Annotated in this window: 20 protein-coding genes and 1 pseudogene; 17 read left to right on the top strand and 4 right to left on the bottom strand. The window is 37.7% G+C overall.

The window, feature by feature from the left end:
* Positions 1-120: 120 nt before the first annotated feature.
* Positions 121-1,422 carry a hypothetical protein gene (locus tag NQ560_RS10315; RefSeq protein ID WP_005334036.1) on the bottom strand — a complete coding sequence of 434 codons (1,302 nt, stop codon included), beginning with the start codon at positions 1,420-1,422 and terminating at the stop codon, positions 121-123.
* Positions 1,423-1,748: 326 nt separating this feature from the next.
* Here NQ560_RS10315 and NQ560_RS10310 point away from each other — a divergent pair, with 326 nt between their 5' ends.
* Positions 1,749-2,201, top strand: coding sequence for a helix-turn-helix transcriptional regulator (locus NQ560_RS10310; protein ID WP_005334034.1), 453 nt, complete (start codon positions 1,749-1,751; stop codon positions 2,199-2,201).
* Positions 2,202-2,328: 127 nt separating this feature from the next.
* Here NQ560_RS10310 and NQ560_RS10305 read toward each other — a convergent pair whose 3' ends face one another.
* Positions 2,329-3,012, bottom strand: a complete 684-nt coding sequence (locus NQ560_RS10305; RefSeq protein ID WP_025482937.1) for a helix-turn-helix domain-containing protein — start codon at positions 3,010-3,012, stop codon at positions 2,329-2,331.
* A 250-nt stretch (positions 3,013-3,262) separates the two neighbouring features.
* Between NQ560_RS10305 and NQ560_RS10300 the strand changes: the two genes are divergently transcribed.
* The 11 genes from NQ560_RS10300 (at position 3,263) to NQ560_RS10240 (ending at position 13,121) form a co-directional block, all read left to right on the top strand.
* Complete coding sequence (locus tag NQ560_RS10300) at positions 3,263-3,592, top strand: hypothetical protein (protein WP_004613680.1); 330 nt, start codon at positions 3,263-3,265, stop codon at positions 3,590-3,592.
* Between the two features lie 86 nt (positions 3,593-3,678).
* Positions 3,679-4,761 (top strand): replication initiation factor domain-containing protein, encoded by a 1,083-nt coding sequence (locus NQ560_RS10295; protein ID WP_005334029.1) that lies wholly within the window; start codon positions 3,679-3,681, stop codon positions 4,759-4,761.
* Between the two features lie 266 nt (positions 4,762-5,027).
* Positions 5,028-6,230: a tyrosine-type recombinase/integrase gene (locus NQ560_RS10285; RefSeq protein ID WP_005334028.1), complete on the top strand. Its 1,203-nt coding sequence runs from the start codon at positions 5,028-5,030 to the stop codon at positions 6,228-6,230.
* Positions 6,231-6,764: 534 nt separating this feature from the next.
* A complete protein-coding gene (locus NQ560_RS10280; protein WP_005334024.1) occupies positions 6,765-7,862 on the top strand; it encodes an NERD domain-containing protein in 1,098 nt (365 codons plus the stop codon).
* Positions 7,863-7,907: 45 nt separating this feature from the next.
* Positions 7,908-8,486 carry a nitroreductase family protein gene (locus tag NQ560_RS10275; protein WP_005334023.1) on the top strand — a complete coding sequence of 193 codons (579 nt, stop codon included), beginning with the start codon at positions 7,908-7,910 and terminating at the stop codon, positions 8,484-8,486.
* 84 nt (positions 8,487-8,570) lie between these two features.
* Positions 8,571-9,707 carry an immunity protein YezG family protein gene (locus NQ560_RS10270; protein ID WP_005334022.1) on the top strand — a complete coding sequence of 379 codons (1,137 nt, stop codon included), beginning with the start codon at positions 8,571-8,573 and terminating at the stop codon, positions 9,705-9,707.
* Positions 9,708-9,817: 110 nt separating this feature from the next.
* Complete coding sequence (locus tag NQ560_RS10260) at positions 9,818-10,567, top strand: EFR1 family ferrodoxin (protein ID WP_005334021.1); 750 nt, start codon at positions 9,818-9,820, stop codon at positions 10,565-10,567.
* Between the two features lie 62 nt (positions 10,568-10,629).
* Positions 10,630-11,154, top strand: coding sequence for a flavodoxin family protein (locus tag NQ560_RS10255; RefSeq protein WP_005334020.1), 525 nt, complete (start codon positions 10,630-10,632; stop codon positions 11,152-11,154).
* Positions 11,147-12,052, top strand: a complete 906-nt coding sequence (locus NQ560_RS10250; protein WP_005334019.1) for a hypothetical protein — start codon at positions 11,147-11,149, stop codon at positions 12,050-12,052. Before NQ560_RS10255 ends, NQ560_RS10250 begins: the two co-directional genes overlap by 8 nt.
* A gap of 161 nt (positions 12,053-12,213) precedes the next feature.
* Complete coding sequence (locus NQ560_RS10245) at positions 12,214-12,624, top strand: SseB family protein (protein ID WP_005334017.1); 411 nt, start codon at positions 12,214-12,216, stop codon at positions 12,622-12,624.
* 98 nt (positions 12,625-12,722) lie between these two features.
* Positions 12,723-13,121: a VOC family protein gene (locus NQ560_RS10240; protein ID WP_005334015.1), complete on the top strand. Its 399-nt coding sequence runs from the start codon at positions 12,723-12,725 to the stop codon at positions 13,119-13,121.
* A 377-nt stretch (positions 13,122-13,498) separates the two neighbouring features.
* Here NQ560_RS10240 and NQ560_RS10235 read toward each other — a convergent pair whose 3' ends face one another.
* Positions 13,499-14,827: a helix-turn-helix domain-containing protein gene (locus NQ560_RS10235; protein WP_040015561.1), complete on the bottom strand. Its 1,329-nt coding sequence runs from the start codon at positions 14,825-14,827 to the stop codon at positions 13,499-13,501.
* Between the two features lie 440 nt (positions 14,828-15,267).
* Here NQ560_RS10235 and NQ560_RS10230 point away from each other — a divergent pair, with 440 nt between their 5' ends.
* The 5 genes and pseudogenes from NQ560_RS10230 to NQ560_RS10210 all read left to right on the top strand — a co-directional run.
* On the top strand, positions 15,268-16,443 hold the full coding sequence (locus NQ560_RS10230) for a M20 family metallopeptidase (RefSeq protein ID WP_005334012.1): 1,176 nt from the start codon (positions 15,268-15,270) through the stop codon (positions 16,441-16,443).
* 126 nt (positions 16,444-16,569) lie between these two features.
* On the top strand, positions 16,570-17,916 hold the full coding sequence (locus NQ560_RS10225; RefSeq protein ID WP_005334011.1) for an MFS transporter: 1,347 nt from the start codon (positions 16,570-16,572) through the stop codon (positions 17,914-17,916).
* 437 nt (positions 17,917-18,353) lie between these two features.
* Positions 18,354-19,217 (top strand): cytidine deaminase, encoded by an 864-nt coding sequence (gene cdd, locus NQ560_RS10220; protein WP_040015559.1) that lies wholly within the window; start codon positions 18,354-18,356, stop codon positions 19,215-19,217.
* An 18-nt stretch (positions 19,218-19,235) separates the two neighbouring features.
* On the top strand, positions 19,236-19,745 hold the full coding sequence (locus tag NQ560_RS10215) for a hypothetical protein (RefSeq protein WP_005334009.1): 510 nt from the start codon (positions 19,236-19,238) through the stop codon (positions 19,743-19,745).
* 13 nt (positions 19,746-19,758) lie between these two features.
* Positions 19,759-19,872, top strand: a pseudogene (locus NQ560_RS10210) (SMU1112c/YaeR family gloxylase I-like metalloprotein); the annotation flags it as partial.
* A 117-nt stretch (positions 19,873-19,989) separates the two neighbouring features.
* Here NQ560_RS10210 and NQ560_RS10205 read toward each other — a convergent pair.
* The gene (locus tag NQ560_RS10205; RefSeq protein ID WP_005334005.1) at positions 19,990-21,225 is read right to left on the bottom strand and encodes a phenylacetate--CoA ligase family protein; all 1,236 of its coding nucleotides are present in this window, start codon (positions 21,223-21,225) and stop codon (positions 19,990-19,992) included.
* Positions 21,226-21,250: the final 25 nt, after the last annotated feature.

Here is a 21,250-nt window from a genome sequence, read left to right as displayed (position 1 = left end):
GAGTAAAGATTGAAAGAAAATGGAGTAAATATTTCAAGTCAAAATGGACGCAGGTAGTGGAAATACTTCCTGCGTCTATTTGATATAATTGATAAAAAATAAGGCTATTTTGCATTATAGTTATAAAAAGTAACATCCATCTAGGATTTCTAAATCCTTTACAATATATAACTCTTGAAATAATTTGAAATCATCACTGGTTAATATTAGGGTTGGTTTTGATTTTACTATGTTACCATTCTTGTCTAAATATTGTGAGTAATATTTCTTAGACTTAGAATCGTAAATGTCAGATGTAGTTAAAGCTTTGTTAAAAGGGTAAAGAAAACTTGTTTTATTCATGACAAAAGGTTCTTTTCCTTTTTTTAGGTTGAAACAAGCTTTAAATCTTACTATATATGAAAGATTCTTTTGGGTGATAATGGAAGGAAGAGCATTGCCACTCCAAAAAATAGGTTCTTTTTCATATATTGATTCATCAATTATTTTAGGAGGAAATGCTACGGACATATATTTTTTTTTGCTTGAATATCCATAAATTTTTTTATCTAAATAGTCATCAGAATCATTTGCGTTTGGAGAACTTTTTTGAATAGGAGTTTTAAAGAAATTCTTTTTAAGTTCATCCAACTGTGCTGTATGTAATTCTTTTAATTCTTCACTTGATATTCCATAACCTATAACATCACGTGATACGGTATCTATTATAGATTGAGATATAGCGTCTAATTTAATGATGTATACTTTATTTAAGCGTGGATTATAAATACCTAACTGTGTTATATTCTTAAATTCTTTATGTACAGAATGTTGTCCCATAATTAAATATATAAGTAATTGTAAGGTGTATTTGGGTTTGATTTCTTCTTTTAATACTTTTAAATCCCATAAAGTATCTTTGGTTAAATAATCTCCATCACCTGCTGATATGATAGATGTGTATCCACCTTCAAAAGTAAAACCATCTTTAATGATTGGACCATATTGTTCCCAAAAAGACAAAGTTCTTTTTATCATTGTTATAATGTTTGTAATAGTATTCGTATCAGGGGTGATTTCTGATACTGGCTTAAAATAAGCCATTCCTGCTCGATAACACACGTCATATCCCACTAATTTGCTTGCGCTAATAATAGATTCAGTATCTAATCCATTAATTTTGGAAAGTAATTTATAAGCAACAAATTCATTTTTAGCTATTTTAGCTCCGAGTATAGAGATATGAAAGGCAGTTTCTTTAGGTGTTCCCATACAGAATCTGGTCATATAGTCAATAACAAGACCAATTAAACTTGGATGGATGTTTTCTTGAGAATTTAGTTCAATTCCATCTTCTAAGGTAATACATGTAAAATCTTTTCGTTTAATATATCCACCTCTAGGCTGTTTTATTTTACTAATTCGTTGTGTGACTGAATACATTTTATTTCCTCCATGAAAAAATAATAGTTGTAATTTATTTTTTGAAGTTTTTGATTTTATTGTAACATTGAAAATATATGAGAACAATTACTATTTGATAAAGTTGATATAATAAAAGTGAGGTCAAGGGTCAAGGCGAAGCCGATACGCCGTAGGGCAGTCCTTGACGGAACGGATACAGCCAACAGCAGCCATATATCGGTATTATGGTATAGAAAACTTGGAATAAACAGATGTTACCAAAATGGAAACAAGAGAAATACATACTGGTACTTTTATTGTAGGTTTTATTGTTATATGATGTGAGTGAAAGAGAGGTATGGAGTATGGCATTAAATGATAACATCAAAAAATTCAGAGAAGAAAAAAATCTCACTCAGCAACAACTGGCAGATAAGTTATATGTTTCAAGGCAGACAGTTTGTCGTTGGGAAAATGGTTCAAGATGTCCAGATTTGATTACGGCAAAAAAACTGGCATTAGAACTAGATGTAAGTATGGATGAACTTATATCAGATGAAGATGTAAATGATATGCAAGTAAATTATGTAATAGGGAAATCTGAAAGGATACAAAATCGGATGCGTCTACAAGAATTCCGCAAAAAATTGTTGAATTTTATGGAGATTTTGGGAACCATATTTATGGCAATTATTCTGCTTTTTCGTGTTCAATTAGAGAGGGATATACCACTATGGTTTACCGTTAGTTTCTTTTGTATAGTAATTCCATTGATTACAGTCAATTTACTGATTTCTAAAAAGTTGAGAGAAATGTAGTGAGGTCAAGGAACAAGGCGTAGCCGATACGCCGTAGGGCAGTCCTTGACGGAACGGACACAGCCAACAGAACCATGATACAGCAGAGGACTTGAAAGGTCAGAAACCTTGCAAGTCCTCTTGTCTGTTACTGGGCGTTGTGTTTTAAGTAAAGTGCTTCTTTTACCACTTCTTTTTCAAATGCTTTGATATGACAATCATGTACTTCATTGTCAATATAAAAGCAATCGTCAGTCTGTGAGTAGGCAAGTTTGGTAACTTTCGGTTCATAAGTTTTTGTATCAATTCCGTAATAGTAAATCGTGGCGGTTGTTAATACCATGTGAATACTTTCAAAATCTCTTGTAAAAATAGTATGCCTGTCGGAATAGAAGAAATCAGACGGACATTCGTAGAACTCGGAACTGTCTTCTTTCAAAAATAAAGGTAATAGGTGCATTGCATTTCCAGCACGATTGACAAGAACATAAAAGCGTGGAATAAGGGCGGCATATTGGGTCATCATGGCAATATAGATATCGTCTAAATTATCAAGAAGATACTCGGAGCAGGAGTTGTTATAAAAGACATATTGCAGGGCATTGTTATTCTTACTTGTATGTTCCATAGGTACATTTTCTCCGTAAAGCCACCGCAAGTCTACATCTAAGGAGTCGGCAATCAATTCCATTTTATCGGCTTTTGGATTGTATTGTCCCGAAAGATAGGAACTGAACGCCCCTTTGCTGATACCTGTATCTTTGACTATGTCCACCTGTTTTTTATTTTTTGCTCTCATGGCAAATTTAATCCGTTCTGCGATTGTATTCATCTGAAAAACCCTCTCTTTCCATATCTCGTTATAACTTCTCATATCTTATCGTCTAAGGACACTATACCACAAGTTCAGAAAAAAGAAAACAAAAAGTTTATAAAAAACTAAACTTTCTATTGCAAAACGAATATGCCTGTGCTAATATACAATTAAGTTCAGAAAAAACTGAACAATGAACGGCGTCGTAATAGGAAAATGAAAATATGAGAAACTGACCTATCGGTTCAACGGGGAGAAAGGAATGTGTATGCAGATTACATTGACAAAAGAACAGGTAAAAGAAGCATTTGGAGAACTTCGCTTTATGGGTGCGGATAACTGTTACCGCTATGATAAAGACAGTAAGAAGAAAACAGAGGAAGTGGAAGCCTTAAAACTTCATCTTGGAAGCATGAAACTTGGAAACAGCGTGGATATTCGCTTGGAAGCAACGGAACTTCCGAAGATTGAGCCTTATGCTGTGGTGGAACTGGAAGAACCAGTTTATGCCCCTTATGTGCAGAGAGGAAATTTCCCTGTATTAGTGGAGAAGATTACCTGTAAGGGTATCCGCCCTGTTCCAAACAAAAATATGTAGGCGGTCAAAGTTCCTGTCCTCGTTCTGACGTACCAAACGGCAGGTTGAGGGCAGGGCAATGGCAACGCCGTTGCAGATAAGGAGGTTTGATAAATTTGGAAGAAAGAAGCGGAAGTTTTCTTCCAGAACTCCCCTACACTAACAGGGGAGTAATACGACAGAAAGAAGAATTAAGTGCTTTGATAGATTGGTGTCAGATAACGATTAAGGAAGTTCCGTTAGAAGCAGTCATAGAAGATGTGTTGAGAATACCTATGGAACTTATGACGGTAACAGGCTATGAAAAGGGGATTGCAGGACATGAGGTTGTGGCTATCTTCGCTAATATCAAGGTGCTAAAGCCAACAGGAAATGCACAGTATCAAGGCTTTCAGATTTTAATGAGTGGGAAAGGTTGTCGCAACTATGAAAATTTTTTACAACTCAATGAGGAAACATGGTTTGATTTCTTAAACAGAGTTTGTCAGTATCACATCAACTTTCCTCGGATTGATTTGGCGATAGATGATAGAAAACCTTATTTGAGTATTCCCGATTTGATTGTACGGACAAAAGAGGGATTGCTTTCCACAAAACTAAGGGAGATAGATTTTCACGACTCGGGGGAACTGAAAGAAGAAGTGTTTCAGAGTAAAGGTGGTAGTCTTTATCTCGGCAGTTCAGCCAGTAATTTGAGATTGGTATTTTATGAAAAGGGATATGAACAGAATAAAAAGTATGGAACAGAATTAGACGAAAATTGGAATAGATATGAGTTGAGATTTCGGCAGGAAATGGCGGTAAGTGTAGTACAGGCATTATTGAGATATAGAGATGTGGCAGGACTGGCAATGGAAGTATTAAACAGCAAAATACGATTTTTAGAAAAGCCGACAGACAGCACGACAACACGAAAAAGGCTTTATCCAACCTATCAAGCGTGGGCGGAACTGATGAAAGATATAGGCAAGGTGAAACTTACCATACAGCCACAGAAGAAAAGTTTGCAAAAGGTGTGGGAGTGGTTAGAAAAGTATGTTGCCCCGTCTTTGAAACTGTTTGCAGAGGTTGGGAAGATAGAGCAGAGAGATTATATCGGTAATCTTGTGAAAAATGGAGAAATGAATATCACACAGAAGCAGTTGTATGATGATTACATAAAAGCAAGAAAATTAGGCGAAAGGGGGTAATCGTATCGAGAAAGCATTACTAAATATAAATGAATTTTGTGAGTATATGGGGATTGGGAAAACAAAGGCAAGAGAACTGTTGAACAATCCGAAAAATAGATTTACAGTACGCATTGGTAATCGGTTGTATGCAAATAAGAAATTACTTGATGAATGGCTGGAATATCAATGCAAAAGGGCTTGAAAAGAAAATGGGGTGTGGATATAATGAAAATTGAAATATTTACTTTACCATATTTCTTTCAGTAGAAGAAAGGAAAGTTGGTATGGGTAAAGATTTAAAGGGCAAAGAACTCGGTAAGGGAATTTCACAGAGAGCAGACGGACGCTATATTGCAAGATTTACAAGCAAAACAGGGAAACGAAAAACGCTTTATGATTTTAAACTGAATGAATTAAAACGGAAGTTGCGAGAAGCGGTTTATGAAGATGAACATGGTTTGAATGGCAATGGCGAAAGTATCACTTTAAATGCGTGGTATGTAACGTGGACGGAGTTGTATAAGAAGAAAACAGTCAAAATGACTACGATATATAAAAACCACAGTTACTACAATTCAAGAGTGAAAAACTCTATCGGAAAGATGTATTTGCAGGACATTAAAACATATCACGTTCAGAAATTTTTGAATGATTTGATAGACAGCGGTCTTGCACACGGAACGGTATCGAACATTAGATTTATGTTAAGCGATATGTTTGATAAGGCAGTATTGAGTGAATACATTAGAAAAAATCCCTGTATCGGTGTGGAAATGCCAAAAGAAGTGAAAAAGGAAAGGCGTGTATTAACAAGAGAGGAACAGGAGAAATTTTTTACATTTGCTTCTTCCTATATACACATCAATGTTCTGAAATTTGCTGTGACAACAGGCTGTCGGATTGGAGAAGTGCTTGGACTGAAATGGGAAGATTGTGATTTTGGAAAAAGAGAAATTACAATCAATAAGACAATTCATTACTCAAAGGCTTCCAGTCCCGTTGAGGGTTCAAAGTTTTTCTATACGACTGCAAAAACCATATCAAGTAATCGTGTCATTCCTATGACAGATGAAGTGTATGAGATTTTGCAAAATCAGAAGATAAAGCAGACAGAACAGAAGATGTGGAAACGCTCGATATGGAAACAGCATAAAGAATTTCAAAACTTGGTATTTACCTGTTCGGACGGTTCGCCAGTTTATTATTACAATGTCAATAGTGCAATCAAAGACTATGTAGCGAAAATCAATGTAATAGAGATTGAACTGGCAAAGGAAGAAAAGAGAGAGCCGAAGATATTTGAACTGTTTACCTGTCACACTCTGCGACATACATACGCTACAAGGTGTTATGAAAATGGAGTAGACCAACAGGTAGTGCAGAAACTCTTAGGTCACTCAACATTGGCAATGACAACCGATTTATACACTCACGTTTCAGAAGAGAAGAAAAAAGAAGAAGTAGCTGAACTGAAAATATTGGCTTAAATTTGGAGTAAAAATGGAGTAAATCAGAAGATAAATAGCGAAAAACAGCGTAAAACCAACATTTTCAAGTAGATATAAATATTGTAATGAAATAAGTTAAGTAATAATCTATTGACGAAATAGAAATATTTGAATATAATATACTTAACAAGACAGCCGACACGATAGAACAAACCTATCCGTTTCCGGCGTAATGATTAGTTAGAAAATAGCACCTCATAAGCTTTGCTGGAGCGGAGGTGCTATTTTCTATGTGTATAATTCAGAATTGCGATGAGTAAACTACAAGCTGTTAATATAATCATAAATTCTTCATATGTACTCATAATACCACTCCTTCCCATGAACTCGGAAATAGTGGATTGCACCTTATCGACTGCCTTATAAAATATACTATATGTGAATATAGAAATTATATCAGAATATCTCCTAATAGACAATAAAAATTTAATACAGTATATATGGATTGTAAATCATATAGGAAAATGATAAAATTATTTATTATGAAGTAAACATTAGATAAAGGAAAGAGTTATGGGGATTTTTTCAAAGCCGGAAATTATAATTTTTAAGGAGTCAAACAGTGCAGAGGAGCATTTGGCAAAACTGGAAGAGTTACTTCCAAGAGCGACTGGGAAAGTAAAAGAGAATATTCAGAAAGAAATAATTCTTACAAAAGCAGGAATTGATGGAGAGAAGAAAGTTCTTTATGAATTAAAAAATAGTAATATGGATTTGGTTGTATTGCAGGATATCTGTATCCGGGCAAAAGATGGCAGGGAAGCACAGATTGATTTCGTGATTGTAACAAGCAAGCTGATGATTTTGCTGGAATGCAAGAACCTAGTGGGAAATATAGAAATTGATTCGAAAGGAAATTTTATCCGGACAATACAATACGGAAAACGTTACTGGAAAGAAGGCATTTATTCTCCGATTACTCAGAACGAGCGTCATATGGAAGTGTTGAAAGAATGTAAATCCGAAGAGTGGAATACTGTCATGGGTGCAATGGTTAGAATGAGTTTTTCATCATTTCATAAATCATTAGTTGTGTTGGCAAATGAAAAGACGTATTTAAATGACAGGTATGCGAAAAAAGAAGTGAAAGAACAAGTAATAAGGGCAGATCAATTAATTGCAACCATTCGGAGAATGAATTCTGAGTCAAAACTTCCAAAGTCAACAAAAAAGGAAATGCTTGGATTTGGTGAAAAAATGTTGGAGAGAGATACGGGCGAAAGAAAAGATTATGCTGCCAGATATGAAGAGTTAATTGATTTAGTCGAAGCGGAAGAAATGGAAATAATTGAAAAAGAAGAGGCGACTGTAGATGCTAAAACCGTTGTTGCAGAATCAGTGGATGGAGAGCAAAAGGTCATGCCGCAAATAGAAGAAGAGCCAGCAATGATGAATCCTACAATACTAGAAGAAGTGCAAAAGGAGATACCTGCAACAACAGGGAAGATTATATGTCCGGTATGTGGCGGAGAACTTGTGCTCCGAACGGCACGCCGCGGAGCAAATACAGGAAAACAATTTTATGGCTGTTCCAGTTTCCCGAGGTGCAGATACATATTAAATATTGCTGAAAACTTAGAAAAATCAGATACCAGTCATTCGAAGAAGTAAGAAAATATATGAACGGAATTAAAAAGAAAGCGGAAGGTGAAAAATATGGAACTGATGGAATTATTAAAGCTAAGAAGAACTTACCGGAGATTTAAGCAAGAGCCAATATCTGATGAGATTATTGATGAAATGCTGACTGCAGCCCGCTATGCGTCAAGTGCGGCAAATTTACAGCCATTAAGCTATGTTGTTGTGAAGTCGCAGGAGAAGGTAAAAGAAGTATTCGGACATACGAAATGGGCAGGTTATCTCCCGAAAGAGGAAGGGCAGCCGAAAGCCGGGGAAGAACCGGTCTTATTCATAGGAATTATAGAAAATGAGAATATTAACCGGGGACAATATTGTGATACAGATGCCGGACTGGCAATCAGCAATATGACACTGGCGGCATGGAACCATGGAGTAGGAAGTTGTATCATTGGGGCTTGTGATAAAGCAGAACTTTCCAATATGTTTGGACTTAAAGAAGAACAGAAGCTTCATACAGTTGTAGCATTTGGTTATCCGAGTCACACAAGCAAAATGGAAGACGCAAAAGACGGAAATATCAAATATTATCTCGATGAGAATAAAGATTATGTAGTACCGAAGCGAAAACGGGAAGATATCGTGAAATATTTGTAATCGGTAGTTATCAGGTGACAGAAATGTCTATCAATCACCGGAAAATGTTATTGAAACGGTTATTGTAGAAAAAAGGAGACGGCTATGGGATTTTTTGATAAGTTCAAGAAAAAAGAAACTAAGATTGAAAATGAGCCAGAACATTTCTTATATTCAGAAGAGGCGCTGGATCGATATGAAGCATTTATCTCAGAGCAGTTTGGAGAATATGAACAGGTTTTTCATGAAATTGTTTCACCAGATATTCATTTGGACATTATTATCGTTCCGCCGACGGAAAAGAACAATTACTATAAACTTATCACCATGGGAATGGGCGCATATGGAATGAATGTGCCGGATAATTTGCGTGAGTATGAGTTGGAGCGGGCTGAGTTAGTTCTGTATTTGCCACCGACATGGAACATAAAGTCTGAAAAAGAAGAGGATTACTGGCCAATCCAGCAATTGAAAATTATTGCAAGACTGCCAATTGAGTACAATTCCTGGGTGGGAAGTGGACATACCATATCTGGCAGCGAGGAAAATGAACCATATGCGGAGAATACCGGATTTTGCAGTATAATGCTGATAAATGCTTTGAATAGTGACTTCGGAGAACTTGATTTAAGAATTGAAGGCGTGGGAAAGATTAACTTTTACCAGCTGTTCCCGCTTTATCAGGAAGAATTAGAATATAAAAAAGAGCATGGCGCCAATGAATTACTGGAAAAATTCAGTGATGATGATATTAAGCCGATTGTAAATATCAGTAGAAAGAATTACGGATTGAACACAGACAATGATATAGAAAATGAACTGGCAGAATTGTATAATAAGCTTGCTAATCTTATTGCATCAACATGTCCAAAGAATTGGGAAGAATTTCATTATCTGGGAGAAGTAGAGAATGGAAAGAAAAGCTGGTCGTCTACTTTTTATGTAAAAGAAGCGGATTCTGGAAATTATGTAAAAGGTCTTGATCTTGTAACTATTAGTGATCAGTGTATAAATGCTATGGATACAATTTTGCTTCAGATTTATGAGTGCTTTATGAAAAATGATTATAAACCATGGGAGCAGCTTAGTCTTTCTGTAAAAAATACGGGAGATTTTAATGTGAAGTATCAGTATGATGTTATGGAAAAATCAGAATATGGACAGACAGAGAGGGAAACAATCTGGGCATATGAAACATTTGGCTGGAAGCCAGAGAACAGTCCGTTTTTAATGAACATTTAGGTTTTGAGACGTATAAAAGGACAGAGCGCGATGAGGAAGGAAATCCATATCCACTTCTGTATATGAAGTTAAAATAGTTACAAAATATCAGGATTTGGAGGAGCTATATTTTGGTTCTTTATTTTTCAGGAACAGGAAACAGTAAATATATTGCAAAACGGATTGCCGAGGCAATACAGGAAAATGCAGTAGATTTAAACATGAAAATAAAAGAAAAGGATACATCGCCATTGCAGACTGGCAGAGATGTGATTATTGTGACACCGACTTATGCCTGGCGCATTCCAAAGATTGTATCAGAGTGGATTGATAAAACGGAATTCATTGATGGAAAACGTATCTGGTTTGTTATGAATTGTGGCAGTGAGATAGGAAATGCAGCAAAATACAATCGGGAGCTTTCAGAACAAAAGAAACTTCAATATATGGGAACAGCACGGATTCTCATGCCCGAGAATTATATTGCCATGTTTGATGCACCAAAAGCAGAAGAAGTACGGAAAATTGTAGCAAAAGCCGAACCTGATATTGAAAAAGTCATTGCATATATCAGAAATGGAAAAGAATTTTGCTTGCCACGTAATAATCTATATGACCGTTTTATGAGTGGACCGGTAAACCCTATTTTCTATAAATTTTTTGTGAAAGCCAACGCATTTCAGGCAAATGATTCCTGCATCGGTTGCGGACAATGCGTAAAAAAGTGCCCGCTTAATAATATTCACCTGGAACAGGAGAGGCCTGTCTGGGGTGAAAAATGTACACATTGCATGGCATGCATCTGTTACTGCCCGACTGAGGCAATTGAATATGGAAAGAAGAGCGTCGGAAAACCAAGGTATCATTTTGAAGCTTTGTAAGAAAAATTAAAAAGTACTATTAATTAAAATGCAATTATTGAAAAGAGGGAGGAAGAGATATTATGAAAATCGTGATTATTAATGGAAGTGCCAGGAAAGGAAATACATTGACAGCAATCAATGCATTTATAAAAGGAGCGGATGAAAAGAATGAAATCGAGGTGATTGCTCCGGATAAGTTACATATCAGTCCGTGTAAAGGCTGTGGTGCCTGTCAATGTCATAAAGGCTGTGTGGATCAGGACGATACGAATTCAACGATTAATAAACTGGTGGAAGCAGATATGATTCTTTTTGCAACACCTGTGTACTGGTGGGGAATGACAGCACAGTTGAAACAGGTCATCGATAAATGTTATTGCCGCGGACTGCAGCTAAAAGAAAAAAAGATTGGGTTGATTGTAGTAGGCGGCTCACCGTTAGATAATATACAATACGAATTGATTTGTAAGCAGTTTGATTGCATGGCAAGTTATTTGTCATGGGATATGCTGTTCCAGAAATGTTATTATGCAAATGCAAGAGATGAACTTGCAAAAGATGTAGATGCAATTCAGAAGCTGGAGAATCTGGGAAAAAATGTATAATACAAAGAAAAGTATAGCATACTACCATCTTCCTGGTCTGTTCGAATTTTATGAATTGTACCGTGAATTTTTGCCTTTATTTCGCAAACATCGAGAATATTTTTATGACTGGTGTGAGATTGGCTCAATTTACGGAGCCCCGGCGGACTGTATCTGGGGTGGCGGTCGTGCCGGATTTGGAGAGCAGGAGCCGGAAGAGGTTCTGGAATTGATGCAGGAATATGGGATTTCAGCCCGGCTGACATTCAGCAATTCATTACTTAAAGAGGAACATTTATCGGATAAAAAGTGTAATGAACTTTGTACTCTGCTTGAAAAAAGTGTAGGAAATGGAGTGATTATTCATTCTGACTTGCTGTTAGAATATTTGAAAAAGAATTATCCGGGGCTCTATTTTGTTTCATCAACAACGAAAGTGCTGACTGATTTTGAACAGTTTTTGAATGAAGTGAATCGAAAAGATTTTCAGTATGTTGTACCGGATTTCAGGTTGAATAAATCTTTCGACAAGTTAAATACGTTGTCTCAGATGCAAAAAGACAAAGTGGAATTTTTGTGTAATGAATGTTGCTGGTTTGGCTGTAAGGACAGAAAACGCTGTTACGAAGCAGTCAGCCGCAAGAATCTGGGAGAGAATAGTTTGGAGCATCACTGTACTGCGCCGGATATAAATCATGGTTACCGTTTTTCGAAGGCAATGACTAATCCGGGGTTTATAGGAATTGATGCTATTCAAAATATTTATCTGCCAATGGGATTTTCGAATTTCAAAATCGAAGGCCGGAGCCTTGGAAGTGCTTTGATTTTGGAATTTTTGCTTTATTACATGACAAAGCCGGAGTGCCAATTACATGTCAGGGAAGAAATATATCTGGATAATATGCTGGATTTGTTTTAGAAAGTAGAGGAAAAATGGAATCATTTGGAAAAGTTAAAGAAGAATCAAATGATGAAGGAAATGTATACTGGATTGCAGAGAACTTTGAAGAATTTTGGAAGATGTTGAAAAACTATTGAAATTAAAAGAAAAGGGAAACTAGAATAAGCGGAGAAATATTTATGGATAGACAGGATGAAACATTGCAAGGAAATGAAAAGATAGAGGTGGCAATACAGGCTTTACAAAAGGAAGCGACTCAGGAGCAGCTTGCACATACGCTGACTGTGATTCGAAGACGTATGAAGGACTCAGGGCAGGTAATCGTAGAGGTTGAGCCATCTATTGGAACTACACAAATGAATCTGAAGATGATTCAGACTTCCGACGGTGCAAACTGGTGGTATGCGTTTACAAGTTTTAATGAAGAAATGAAAGGTGCAGACAGTGTAAAATCGACATTTCTTGTAGATATAGATAAACTATTTGATGCAGCGCTTACTGTACCGGAGATTAAAGGGGTGATTTTGAATCCGTGGAATAGGACGCTTATGTTGGATAAGGGACTGATTCGAATTATTAAACCTGAGTAAAGGAAAATTTCTTTAAAAAAAATAAACGTTCAAAAGAAGAAGGATTCATTTTACAACAGTGTGAAGAAAATCCGTATGACAGAACAGGGGAGAAGTGTATGAAGCTGAGAAATGTGTTGATTGTTGTAAAGGATATCGAAAAATCTAAAAAATTTTATCATGATTTATTTGGTCTGGATACAATACTGGACAATGATGGAAATGCGATTCTGACAGAAGGGCTCGTCCTTCAGGACGAAAAAATCTGGAAAAGCTTTTTGAAAAAAGAAGTCATTCCAGAAAATAATGCCTGTGAACTTTATTTTGAAGAATCAGATATAGAAGCATTTGTAGAAAAGTTGGAAAAGTTATATCCGGACATCAAATATGTAAACCAACTGATGACTTATAGTTGGGGACAGAAGGTTGTGCGTTTTTATGATCTGGACGGAAATCTGATTGAAGTAAGGACTTTAGTACGAAAGAATTCTGAAAATAGCAAAGATGAAAATAAATAGATAAAAAATATGAATAAATTAATCAAATATATTGACAAAACAACTCGCGTATGCTAATATTAAACCATCAAATAACAGATGTGAAATATAAGACAAACGCGAGTTGTAAATATTCATAAAGTTATTTGAAGTGTATCGGGAAAGAAAAAGCAGATAAGTTTAGTACCGATACTCCCCCTAGATTATGAAAGGAAGGTACGGACCACCGAACACAGAAGATTAAAGAATGAAAAAGAGAAAGGAACAATTGAAGATGATTGAACCAACACAGTAGGGGCGGATATCAATAAAATAGTTGGTATCCGCTTTTACTATGTCTATTTCACATAAATAAAAAGGAGCAATCTGTAATTTTGACAGTTTTGCTCCTATACTTTTTATAAGTTTAAGCGATATACTTTAACTGGACGACCTTTTGAAGCAGTGGAACGGGTATGTGCAATCGTGGCAGCGCCGCCATTTTCAAGATTGCGCAGGATACGGTTGGCATTACGGACAGTAACACCAAGGTGATTTGCCAGTTCATTTGTAGTTATTTCATAAGATCCATTCATCTTAACAATTGATATCAGCTTCTGGATTGTAAGTGTAGATAACTTACATTTCTCGGCAATCTGAAAGATATCGTCTGGAAGATTCTGCTGGAAACTCGGAAGCTGGGAAGAACCAAGCGGTCCGATAATCTGGTTTGACTCATTCATGACGAAGCTTCCGGTTGAACTCCAGGATTCACGCAATGCATTTTCGGCATGCTTCTTTGCTTCAGTAATGCTGTTTCCAATACCATATCCAATTGCTGTTGAAATGCCATAGTCATCTTTTAATGCAGAATCCAGATATTCTACCTCAAAATTCTTTGTCAGCATAGCTGCGACACGATGAGTAGTATAAATATAATAAATTTCAGATTCAGCCTGAAATACTGCATCGATCAGAAGGGCTTTTGAAACTTTCTGGACAGCATCCTGAACACTGTCATCAGATTTTTTGCCGGAAGTTTTATTGCGGTCAGCAATTGCAATTGCAACCGGAAGATTTTCTCTGTATTTTTCCAGTTTAATCTGTGCAAGAAGTTCTTTGATCTGGGACTCCAGCTGATTTTTTACCGGATATAGGAAGTAGTTCGGAACGCCTTTCTCGTCCAAAAGCGGCATGGTGCTGCTGTAAGCGCACAATACCATATCAATCTTGCCGGCTTCCCAAAGTTCGATTGTCCGAAGTGCAATGTTCATCTCCACCATTGAAAAATCACCTGTTGTACTTTGGCTAGCCCATTTATCCATTGTTAAAGCAAGATTATTAAGATCCATTTCATGAATCAGATAATCGGCAGTGGCTTCAACCGGGTGCTCAGGATCTTTTACGATTGGAAGCATAAAGTCGAAAATACATCTTGTCGGATCCAGGTCTCTCCGCTCAAGAAAAAGCTTGATCAGGGCATGGTAAAAAGAAATCAGGTCAGCATGAAAGGAGATGACTGGTTTCTGGAATTCTCCAATATGATGTTCGATTGCTGCCATGGCAGTCGTTCCGCTTATCATAAATCCATCAGCAGTTTTTTCATATTTTCTATAAATATCTGTAATGTGATCAAAATTCGTATAATCTGCAATGGTCACAGTACAGTCTTCTTTAAAATCTTCAAATGCCTTTTCAACAAAAGGATGAAGGTATTTACTTGTGATAATCACGATTTTTTGTTTCATAGTACTCGCCTCCCTTGTATATTCTAATTGAAATGTGCGCATAATTCAAGTGACTAAATGAAATATTGCACAGTTTTTTTAACTTAAATATGGGATAATTGCACAAAATGTCAATCGCTGATTAAAATTATCTAATAGAGTGTAAAAATGATTGACGATTTTATTAAGCATTGCTATAATTATGCCATAAATATTCCATAAGTATTCTGTAAATGTTCTTGAAGTGTTCCGGAAATGTGCTGGATATGTTCCATAAATGATATTTACAGAAATTAAGATTGGTTTGAAGGGGAAAGGTGACTGTTGTGAATAAAATAAATGGGAGTAATTTCACACAGCTGAATCAGGTTACAAAGGGGTAAGAACATGTAAGGCATGAGTCTGCCCCTTGTTTTGCGTAAATGTATATTTACGTGTCCATATAAAAAGGAGGAACCAATATGAACTATTATGAAAGAGCTCAGGAGCTCAACGAAGAAACGATTGCAAATCGTCGCTACTTCCACACAAATGCAGAGGTTGGTCTTGATATGCCAAAAGCAAAGGCATATGTTATGAAAAAGCTTACTGAGTATGGGCTTGAACCTAAGGAGTGTGGTTATGGAGTTACCGCAACATTAGGTCACGGCGGAAAATGTATTATGCTTCGTGCAGACATGGATGCTCTTCCGATGCCGGAAGAAAGTGGAGAACCATTTGCATGTCCAACAGGAAAAGAAGCTCACGCATGTGGACATGACTTCCATGCAGCTATGCTTCTTACAGCAGCTAAGATGCTTAAAGAGAATGAGTCTGAACTGGAAGGAACAGTTAAATTTATGTTCCAGCCGGCTGAGGAGAACTTCCTGGGAAGCAAGAATATGATTGAAAATGGTATTTTAGAGAATCCGAAGGTAGATGCAGCCCTTGCTTATCATGTGGCAGCAGGAAAAATGCCGGTAGGAATCTATATGTATAATGACAACGGAACTATGATGTATTCTGTAGATGGATTCCAGATCGATATCAAAGGAAAAGGTTCTCACGGAGCTTATCCACAGAATTCTATCGATCCGATCAACATTGGAGTTCATGTATATCTTGCATTAGAAGCTATCATGGCAAGAGAGGTTGATCCTACCAAAGCATGCGTTATGACAGTAGGTCAGTTCCAGGGTGGAACAGCTGAGAATATTATTCCGGATGTTGCAACACTGAAAGGAACAATCAGAAGTAATGATAAGCAGGCAAGAGAGCTTATGGTCCGCAGAATGAAAGAGGTTGCAACAAAGACAGCAGAAAGTTATGGGGGAACTGCTGAGATTACAATGCTTTCAGAAGTACCGCCGCTTATTTGTGATCCGAAACTTACAGATGAATTTGTAGGATACATGAAGGAGATGAATATTCCGGGAATGATGCCTTATCCAGGAATTTCTGCAAGTGCTTCAGAGGATTTTGCATCAATCGCAGAAAAGGTTCCATCAACATTTATGTATCTGTCAGCAGGATATCCGGATGAGAGAGGTCAGTACGGAGCTCATAATCCAAAGGTTCAGTTTAATGAGGGTGTATGCCCGATCGGACCAAGCTGTCTGGCATACTGCGCAACTCAGTGGTTAAAAAATAACAAATAAATAAATCTAAAGAAAAATGAGAGAAAAGGAGTAATTATCATGGCAAACGAATAACAAACACAGCCACAGGTAGCAATTCCGCTTCCGAAGGGCAAAAAGAATGCAGTTCAGATTGGATGTATCTGTATGATGCTTTCCGTAGCAATGTATGGACTTGTATTTGCAACACTGACATCTCCAATTCTGGAGAGTGTTAACGCAATGGGATATGTATCCCTGTTCTCTATTTTTGCCGGAATGGGAGTGTCTATTATGACTCCTATTGGTGGAAAACTTGGAGACTTAATCGGACGTAGAAATATTGTAGTGATTCCTGGAATCATCTGCGCAGTATGCGGTATTGCATTTGCATTTGTACGTTCCTTAGTACCACTTATGATTCTTCGTCTCTTAATCGGATTTGCACAGGGTGCATTTACAGCAGCTCCATACATCATTGCTGGTCTGATCAATGAGAGAAAAGATGTTCCAAAGGCAATGGGTATGCTGGCAACAGCAATCGCTGTCGGAGGATTCGGTGGAAGTATTATCGCAGGTATCCTGACAGATATGGGACTTTTAAAAGTTGCTATCCTTATGCCGGCAGTACCACTTATTCTTGGAGTTGTACTGATTGGTATGAATATGCCAAATGTTAAGAGAGAAGGAAAAGTTTCAATCGACATTCCTGGTATCATTGCACTTGTAGTAGCACTTGCAGGTATCCTTCTTGCCCTGAACTTCGGTTCATCTATGGGATGGGGAAATCCGGCAATTATCGCAGGTTTCGTAATCGGTATCGTAGCATTAGTTGTACTTGTAAAAATTGAAGGAAAATCAGCAGAGCCGCTGATTCCTCTGAAACTGTTCAAAAACTCACAGTATACAGTACTTCTGATCGTTGGATTTATCTGCTACTTCTATCAGAGTGCTATGAACGTATACGCACCAATCGGAGCTATGAGAGTTATGGGAGCTTCCACAAGTGCAGCAGGAGCTCTTCAGATGCCACGTACAATCATCACAATCTTCCTGCCAACAATGGCAGGTGTATGGGTTGGTAAGAAAGCATCTAATGCTTGGAAAGCTATGGTAATTGGAACATTATTCGTAGCAGTGCCAATGGCAGTTATGGGATTCACAACACCAAGTACATCAATCATCATTTACTTCGTAGCACTGACAATCACAGGTATTGCTGAGAGTTACCGTTCCGTATCTATCACACCAAGTGCACAGGCAACATTACAGCCGGCTGACATGGGTGTAGGTACATCACTTGTAAACTTCGTAAACTCACTTGCAAACACAATTGCAGCAGCAGTATTCGGAGCTGCTTACAACTTAAGTACAGCAGCAGATCCTACAAATGTTGCATATATTCAGAATGGTGTAGATTCAGTATTCCGTCTTGCAGCAATCGTAGCAGTAATCGGTCTTGTACTTGTAATCTTCGTAGTAAGACCTAAGATGACAGCAAAAAAAGCTGAGTAAAAATCATAAAATAGAATCGTAAGATTTTAGAATTAAAACAAATAAAGACACGTAAAAATACGGCGGGGTGATCCTGCCGTATTTTCTTAGTATAATAGGAAATCGCATTTCCTATTATACTAAAAAGCCTCCGGCAGGATGGCATGAAGTATCATTATATTTACCGGATGTGGAAAGTCTAATATTATTAAACTGGAAGATAATTTTTATATATGTTACTATGATTATATCAGCTGGGAGATGACTCCCACCTCTATAGGGTGAGAAACAAGTTGGTATCAGTGGTGGAAGTCAATCCCCCAGCTGATATAGCCTCCGGCAGGATTGCAGAGGTGCGCAGTAGAAGTATGTCATGCAATTGCATGACGCGCACCTCGCAGCAAGAATGCCGAGGCATTCTTGAATTATACACAAAAGTAATTGAAAGGTATGATTTTATGAGACGAAGAGACAGAGAGATTACAGATAAACAGGACATATTAGAAGTAATGAGAAAATGTGATGTATGCAGGATAGCACTTCACGATGGAGATTATCCATACATCGTTCCGCTAAATTTTGGACTTCAGGTAGAAAATGATATGCCGGTACTTTATTTTCACGGGGCACTGGAAGGAAAAAAATACGAGTTAATAGAAAAAGACAACCGGGCATCTTTCGAAATGGACTGTGGACATCAGTTGATTTTGGATAAAGCCCAGGGAAACTGCGCCATGGAGTATGAAAGTGTAATTGGTCAGGGATATATCGAGATGCTTAACGAAGAAGAAAAGTACGAGGCATTAAGGATATTAATGAAGCAGTACCGGAGAGAAGATTTTCCGTTCAATGAAAAAGTGATTCCAATGACAGCGGTATTCCGCCTCAGGGTAGAATCCATGACCGGAAAAAGAAGGACGAAGAAGAGCAATAAATTGAAAATATATGCCATGAATGCTATCGATAATGCCTATGCACCATATTCTGATTTTAAAGTCGGAGCATGCGTTGAATTAACTGACGGGCAATATATAACCGGTTCCAATGTCGAAAATGCATCATACGGACTTTCAAATTGCGCAGAACGAAGCGCCATATTTGCAGCATATTCCAGAGGCTATCGGAAAGAAGATATCAAAGCCATGGCAATTACTACCCATGCAGAAAAACTCACCATGCCTTGCGGAGCCTGCCGCCAGGTACTAAGTGAACTTCTCCTGCCAGACACACCAATCCTCATCGCCAACGACAAAGAAGAAAAAATCCTCACCATGCGTGAACTCTTGCCATACAGCTTCGGTGAAGACGACCTGAAGAAGTAGAAAGGATGTTTTAAAAGAATGGGTTACAATTTTAAAAAGATAGCTGCCATGGCGATTATTTCTATGGCTGTTGTACTTTCGATTACAGGCTGTAATCAAAATGCGGATGAGGATTCGGCATTTCAGACCTTGGATATAGAGCAGCTTGAAACTGATACTACAGACATTAATGACAGAGCAGAATATTACGATAAAAATGTTGACGACCGTATAGATGAAATGACCGACGAAGAGAAAGAAAAGTTTTATGTGAATTTGACGCTGACATATACGGGCAGAGAATATTATGAAGAAGATTACATTATCTTTCTGAGAAATGATAATGTATACGAAGGCGATCTTTATGACGGAGACGATACGATTGGACTTTCACCGGGAATTTATAGGGTAATTTCAAGCAAAGCTGAAGGAGGTCGAGGGGCAGCTTTGGGAGATATATACTTACTCACACCGGGGGAAGATGTTACACTGAATGTTGATTATACTTCTTCAAAAGCAACTATTATTAATGATGAAAATACAAAGTGATTTTTATGATTTAGAACTGGAACAGATGGGGATAGGATGCGAACCAATTCGATTGGACAGCTACACCCAAAAGAAGATGACATTTTTCTTTGATCCAGATGGTTTGCCGTTGGAGCTACATGAATAAAAAACAACACCCTCATAGCCAGGAGGATTCGTAAATTTTCTTGGCTATGAGGGTGTTTCATTGAACCGTTTCTGACAGTGAACCTAGCAGCCGGCAATTTATTGCATAAAATTACATTTACTCATATCTCTCATCAATCACACGTTTCGTCTTCTTCTCACTTCTCGGAAGTAGTCCGATCTCAACGACTTTTACAAGTGGTGTGAATCCGATGCGGCTCTTAACTACGGAAGCAATTCGTTTGCTCAGATCCTGGAAGTCTACTGTTCCATTTGTCTCAACATAGATACGCATGGTATCTTTTCCGTCCAGATGTGAGATGCGAATCTGATATTCGCTGGAAACTTCAGAGAATTCTTTCAGAATCTCCTCAATCTGGCTTGGGAATACATTGACACCTTTAATCTTCATCATGTCATCAGTACGTCCCATGATTGTATCAAGACGTGGGAATTTGCTTCCACAAGGGCATTCTCCCGGAATGATACGTGACAGGTCATGAGTGCGGTAACGGATCAGAGGTGCACCTTCTTTTACAAGAGTCGTGATGACGATTTCGCCAAGTTCTCCGTCCGGCAGGACTTTTCCAGTTACCGGATCAATGATTTCAATGTAAATGTAATCGTCCCAGTAATGCATACCACAGTCATGTGAGCAGCTGATTCCGATTCCTGGACCGTAAATCTCAGTCAGACCGTAGATATCGTAAATCTCAATTCCAAGCTCTCTCTTGATGCGGTTTCTCATTTTTTCGCCCCAACGCTCGGAGCCAATGATTCCCTTTTTTAAGTGAATCTTATCTTTAATTCCACGTTTCTCGATTTCCTCTGCCAGAAGAAGTGCGTAGGAAGAAGTGGAGCCAAGAACAGTTGTCTTCATATCCATCATCATCTGAAGCTGTTTGTCGGTATTTCCGGGTCCCATAGGAACGACCATAGCGCCCAGTTTTTCAGCGCCGGCCTGAAAACCGATTCCGGCAGTCCACAGTCCATATCCCGGTGTGATCTGAATACGATCCATGTTCGTCATGCCTGCCATTTCGTAGCAGCGCTTGAACATGATTGCCCAGTCATCCACATCTTTTGCTGTATATGGAATAATGACCGGAAGCCCGGTTGTTCCGGAAGAAGAGTGGATTCGAACAATTTTTTCTTCAGGAGCAGTCATAAGTCCAAGTGGGTAAGCGTTTCTTAAATCATTCTTTTCAGAAAATGGAAGATTTTCGAAATCTTCTGCGGACTGAATGCTGGATACGCCAGCTTCTTTTAATTTTTTTCCATAGAAATTATTGGCATTTAATAAAGCCTGAATCTGCTGGTTAACTTGTGCAATTTGATTTGATGAAATCTGCATAGTGATAAATCCTTTCTATGTTATA

Origin of the sequence: Dorea formicigenerans, from assembly GCF_025150245.1 — a bacterium.
Lineage (GTDB): Bacteria > Bacillota > Clostridia > Lachnospirales > Lachnospiraceae > Dorea > Dorea formicigenerans.
Note: the sequence above shows the minus strand (reverse complement) of the source record. Positions and strands in the feature narration are given on the sequence as shown.

Excerpts from the sequence above, each read along its gene's own strand:
- NQ560_RS10315 (WP_005334036.1), bottom strand. The coding sequence starts at position 1,422 with ATGTATTCAGTCACACAACGAATTAGTAAAATAAAACAGCCTAGAGGT.
- NQ560_RS10310 (WP_005334034.1), top strand. The coding sequence starts at position 1,749 with ATGGCATTAAATGATAACATCAAAAAATTCAGAGAAGAAAAAAATCTC.
- NQ560_RS10305 (WP_025482937.1), bottom strand. The coding sequence starts at position 3,012 with ATGAATACAATCGCAGAACGGATTAAATTTGCCATGAGAGCAAAAAAT.
- NQ560_RS10300 (WP_004613680.1), top strand. The coding sequence starts at position 3,263 with ATGCAGATTACATTGACAAAAGAACAGGTAAAAGAAGCATTTGGAGAA.
- NQ560_RS10285 (WP_005334028.1), top strand. The coding sequence starts at position 5,028 with ATGGGTAAAGATTTAAAGGGCAAAGAACTCGGTAAGGGAATTTCACAG.
- NQ560_RS10280 (WP_005334024.1), top strand. The coding sequence starts at position 6,765 with ATGGGGATTTTTTCAAAGCCGGAAATTATAATTTTTAAGGAGTCAAAC.
- NQ560_RS10275 (WP_005334023.1), top strand. The coding sequence starts at position 7,908 with ATGGAACTGATGGAATTATTAAAGCTAAGAAGAACTTACCGGAGATTT.
- NQ560_RS10270 (WP_005334022.1), top strand. The coding sequence starts at position 8,571 with ATGGGATTTTTTGATAAGTTCAAGAAAAAAGAAACTAAGATTGAAAAT.
- NQ560_RS10255 (WP_005334020.1), top strand. The coding sequence starts at position 10,630 with ATGAAAATCGTGATTATTAATGGAAGTGCCAGGAAAGGAAATACATTG.
- NQ560_RS10250 (WP_005334019.1), top strand. The coding sequence starts at position 11,147 with ATGTATAATACAAAGAAAAGTATAGCATACTACCATCTTCCTGGTCTG.
- NQ560_RS10245 (WP_005334017.1), top strand. The coding sequence starts at position 12,214 with ATGGATAGACAGGATGAAACATTGCAAGGAAATGAAAAGATAGAGGTG.
- NQ560_RS10240 (WP_005334015.1), top strand. The coding sequence starts at position 12,723 with ATGAAGCTGAGAAATGTGTTGATTGTTGTAAAGGATATCGAAAAATCT.
- NQ560_RS10235 (WP_040015561.1), bottom strand. The coding sequence starts at position 14,827 with ATGAAACAAAAAATCGTGATTATCACAAGTAAATACCTTCATCCTTTT.
- NQ560_RS10230 (WP_005334012.1), top strand. The coding sequence starts at position 15,268 with ATGAACTATTATGAAAGAGCTCAGGAGCTCAACGAAGAAACGATTGCA.
- NQ560_RS10225 (WP_005334011.1), top strand. The coding sequence starts at position 16,570 with ATGATGCTTTCCGTAGCAATGTATGGACTTGTATTTGCAACACTGACA.
- cdd (WP_040015559.1), top strand. The coding sequence starts at position 18,354 with ATGAGACGAAGAGACAGAGAGATTACAGATAAACAGGACATATTAGAA.
- NQ560_RS10215 (WP_005334009.1), top strand. The coding sequence starts at position 19,236 with ATGGGTTACAATTTTAAAAAGATAGCTGCCATGGCGATTATTTCTATG.
- NQ560_RS10205 (WP_005334005.1), bottom strand. The coding sequence starts at position 21,225 with ATGCAGATTTCATCAAATCAAATTGCACAAGTTAACCAGCAGATTCAG.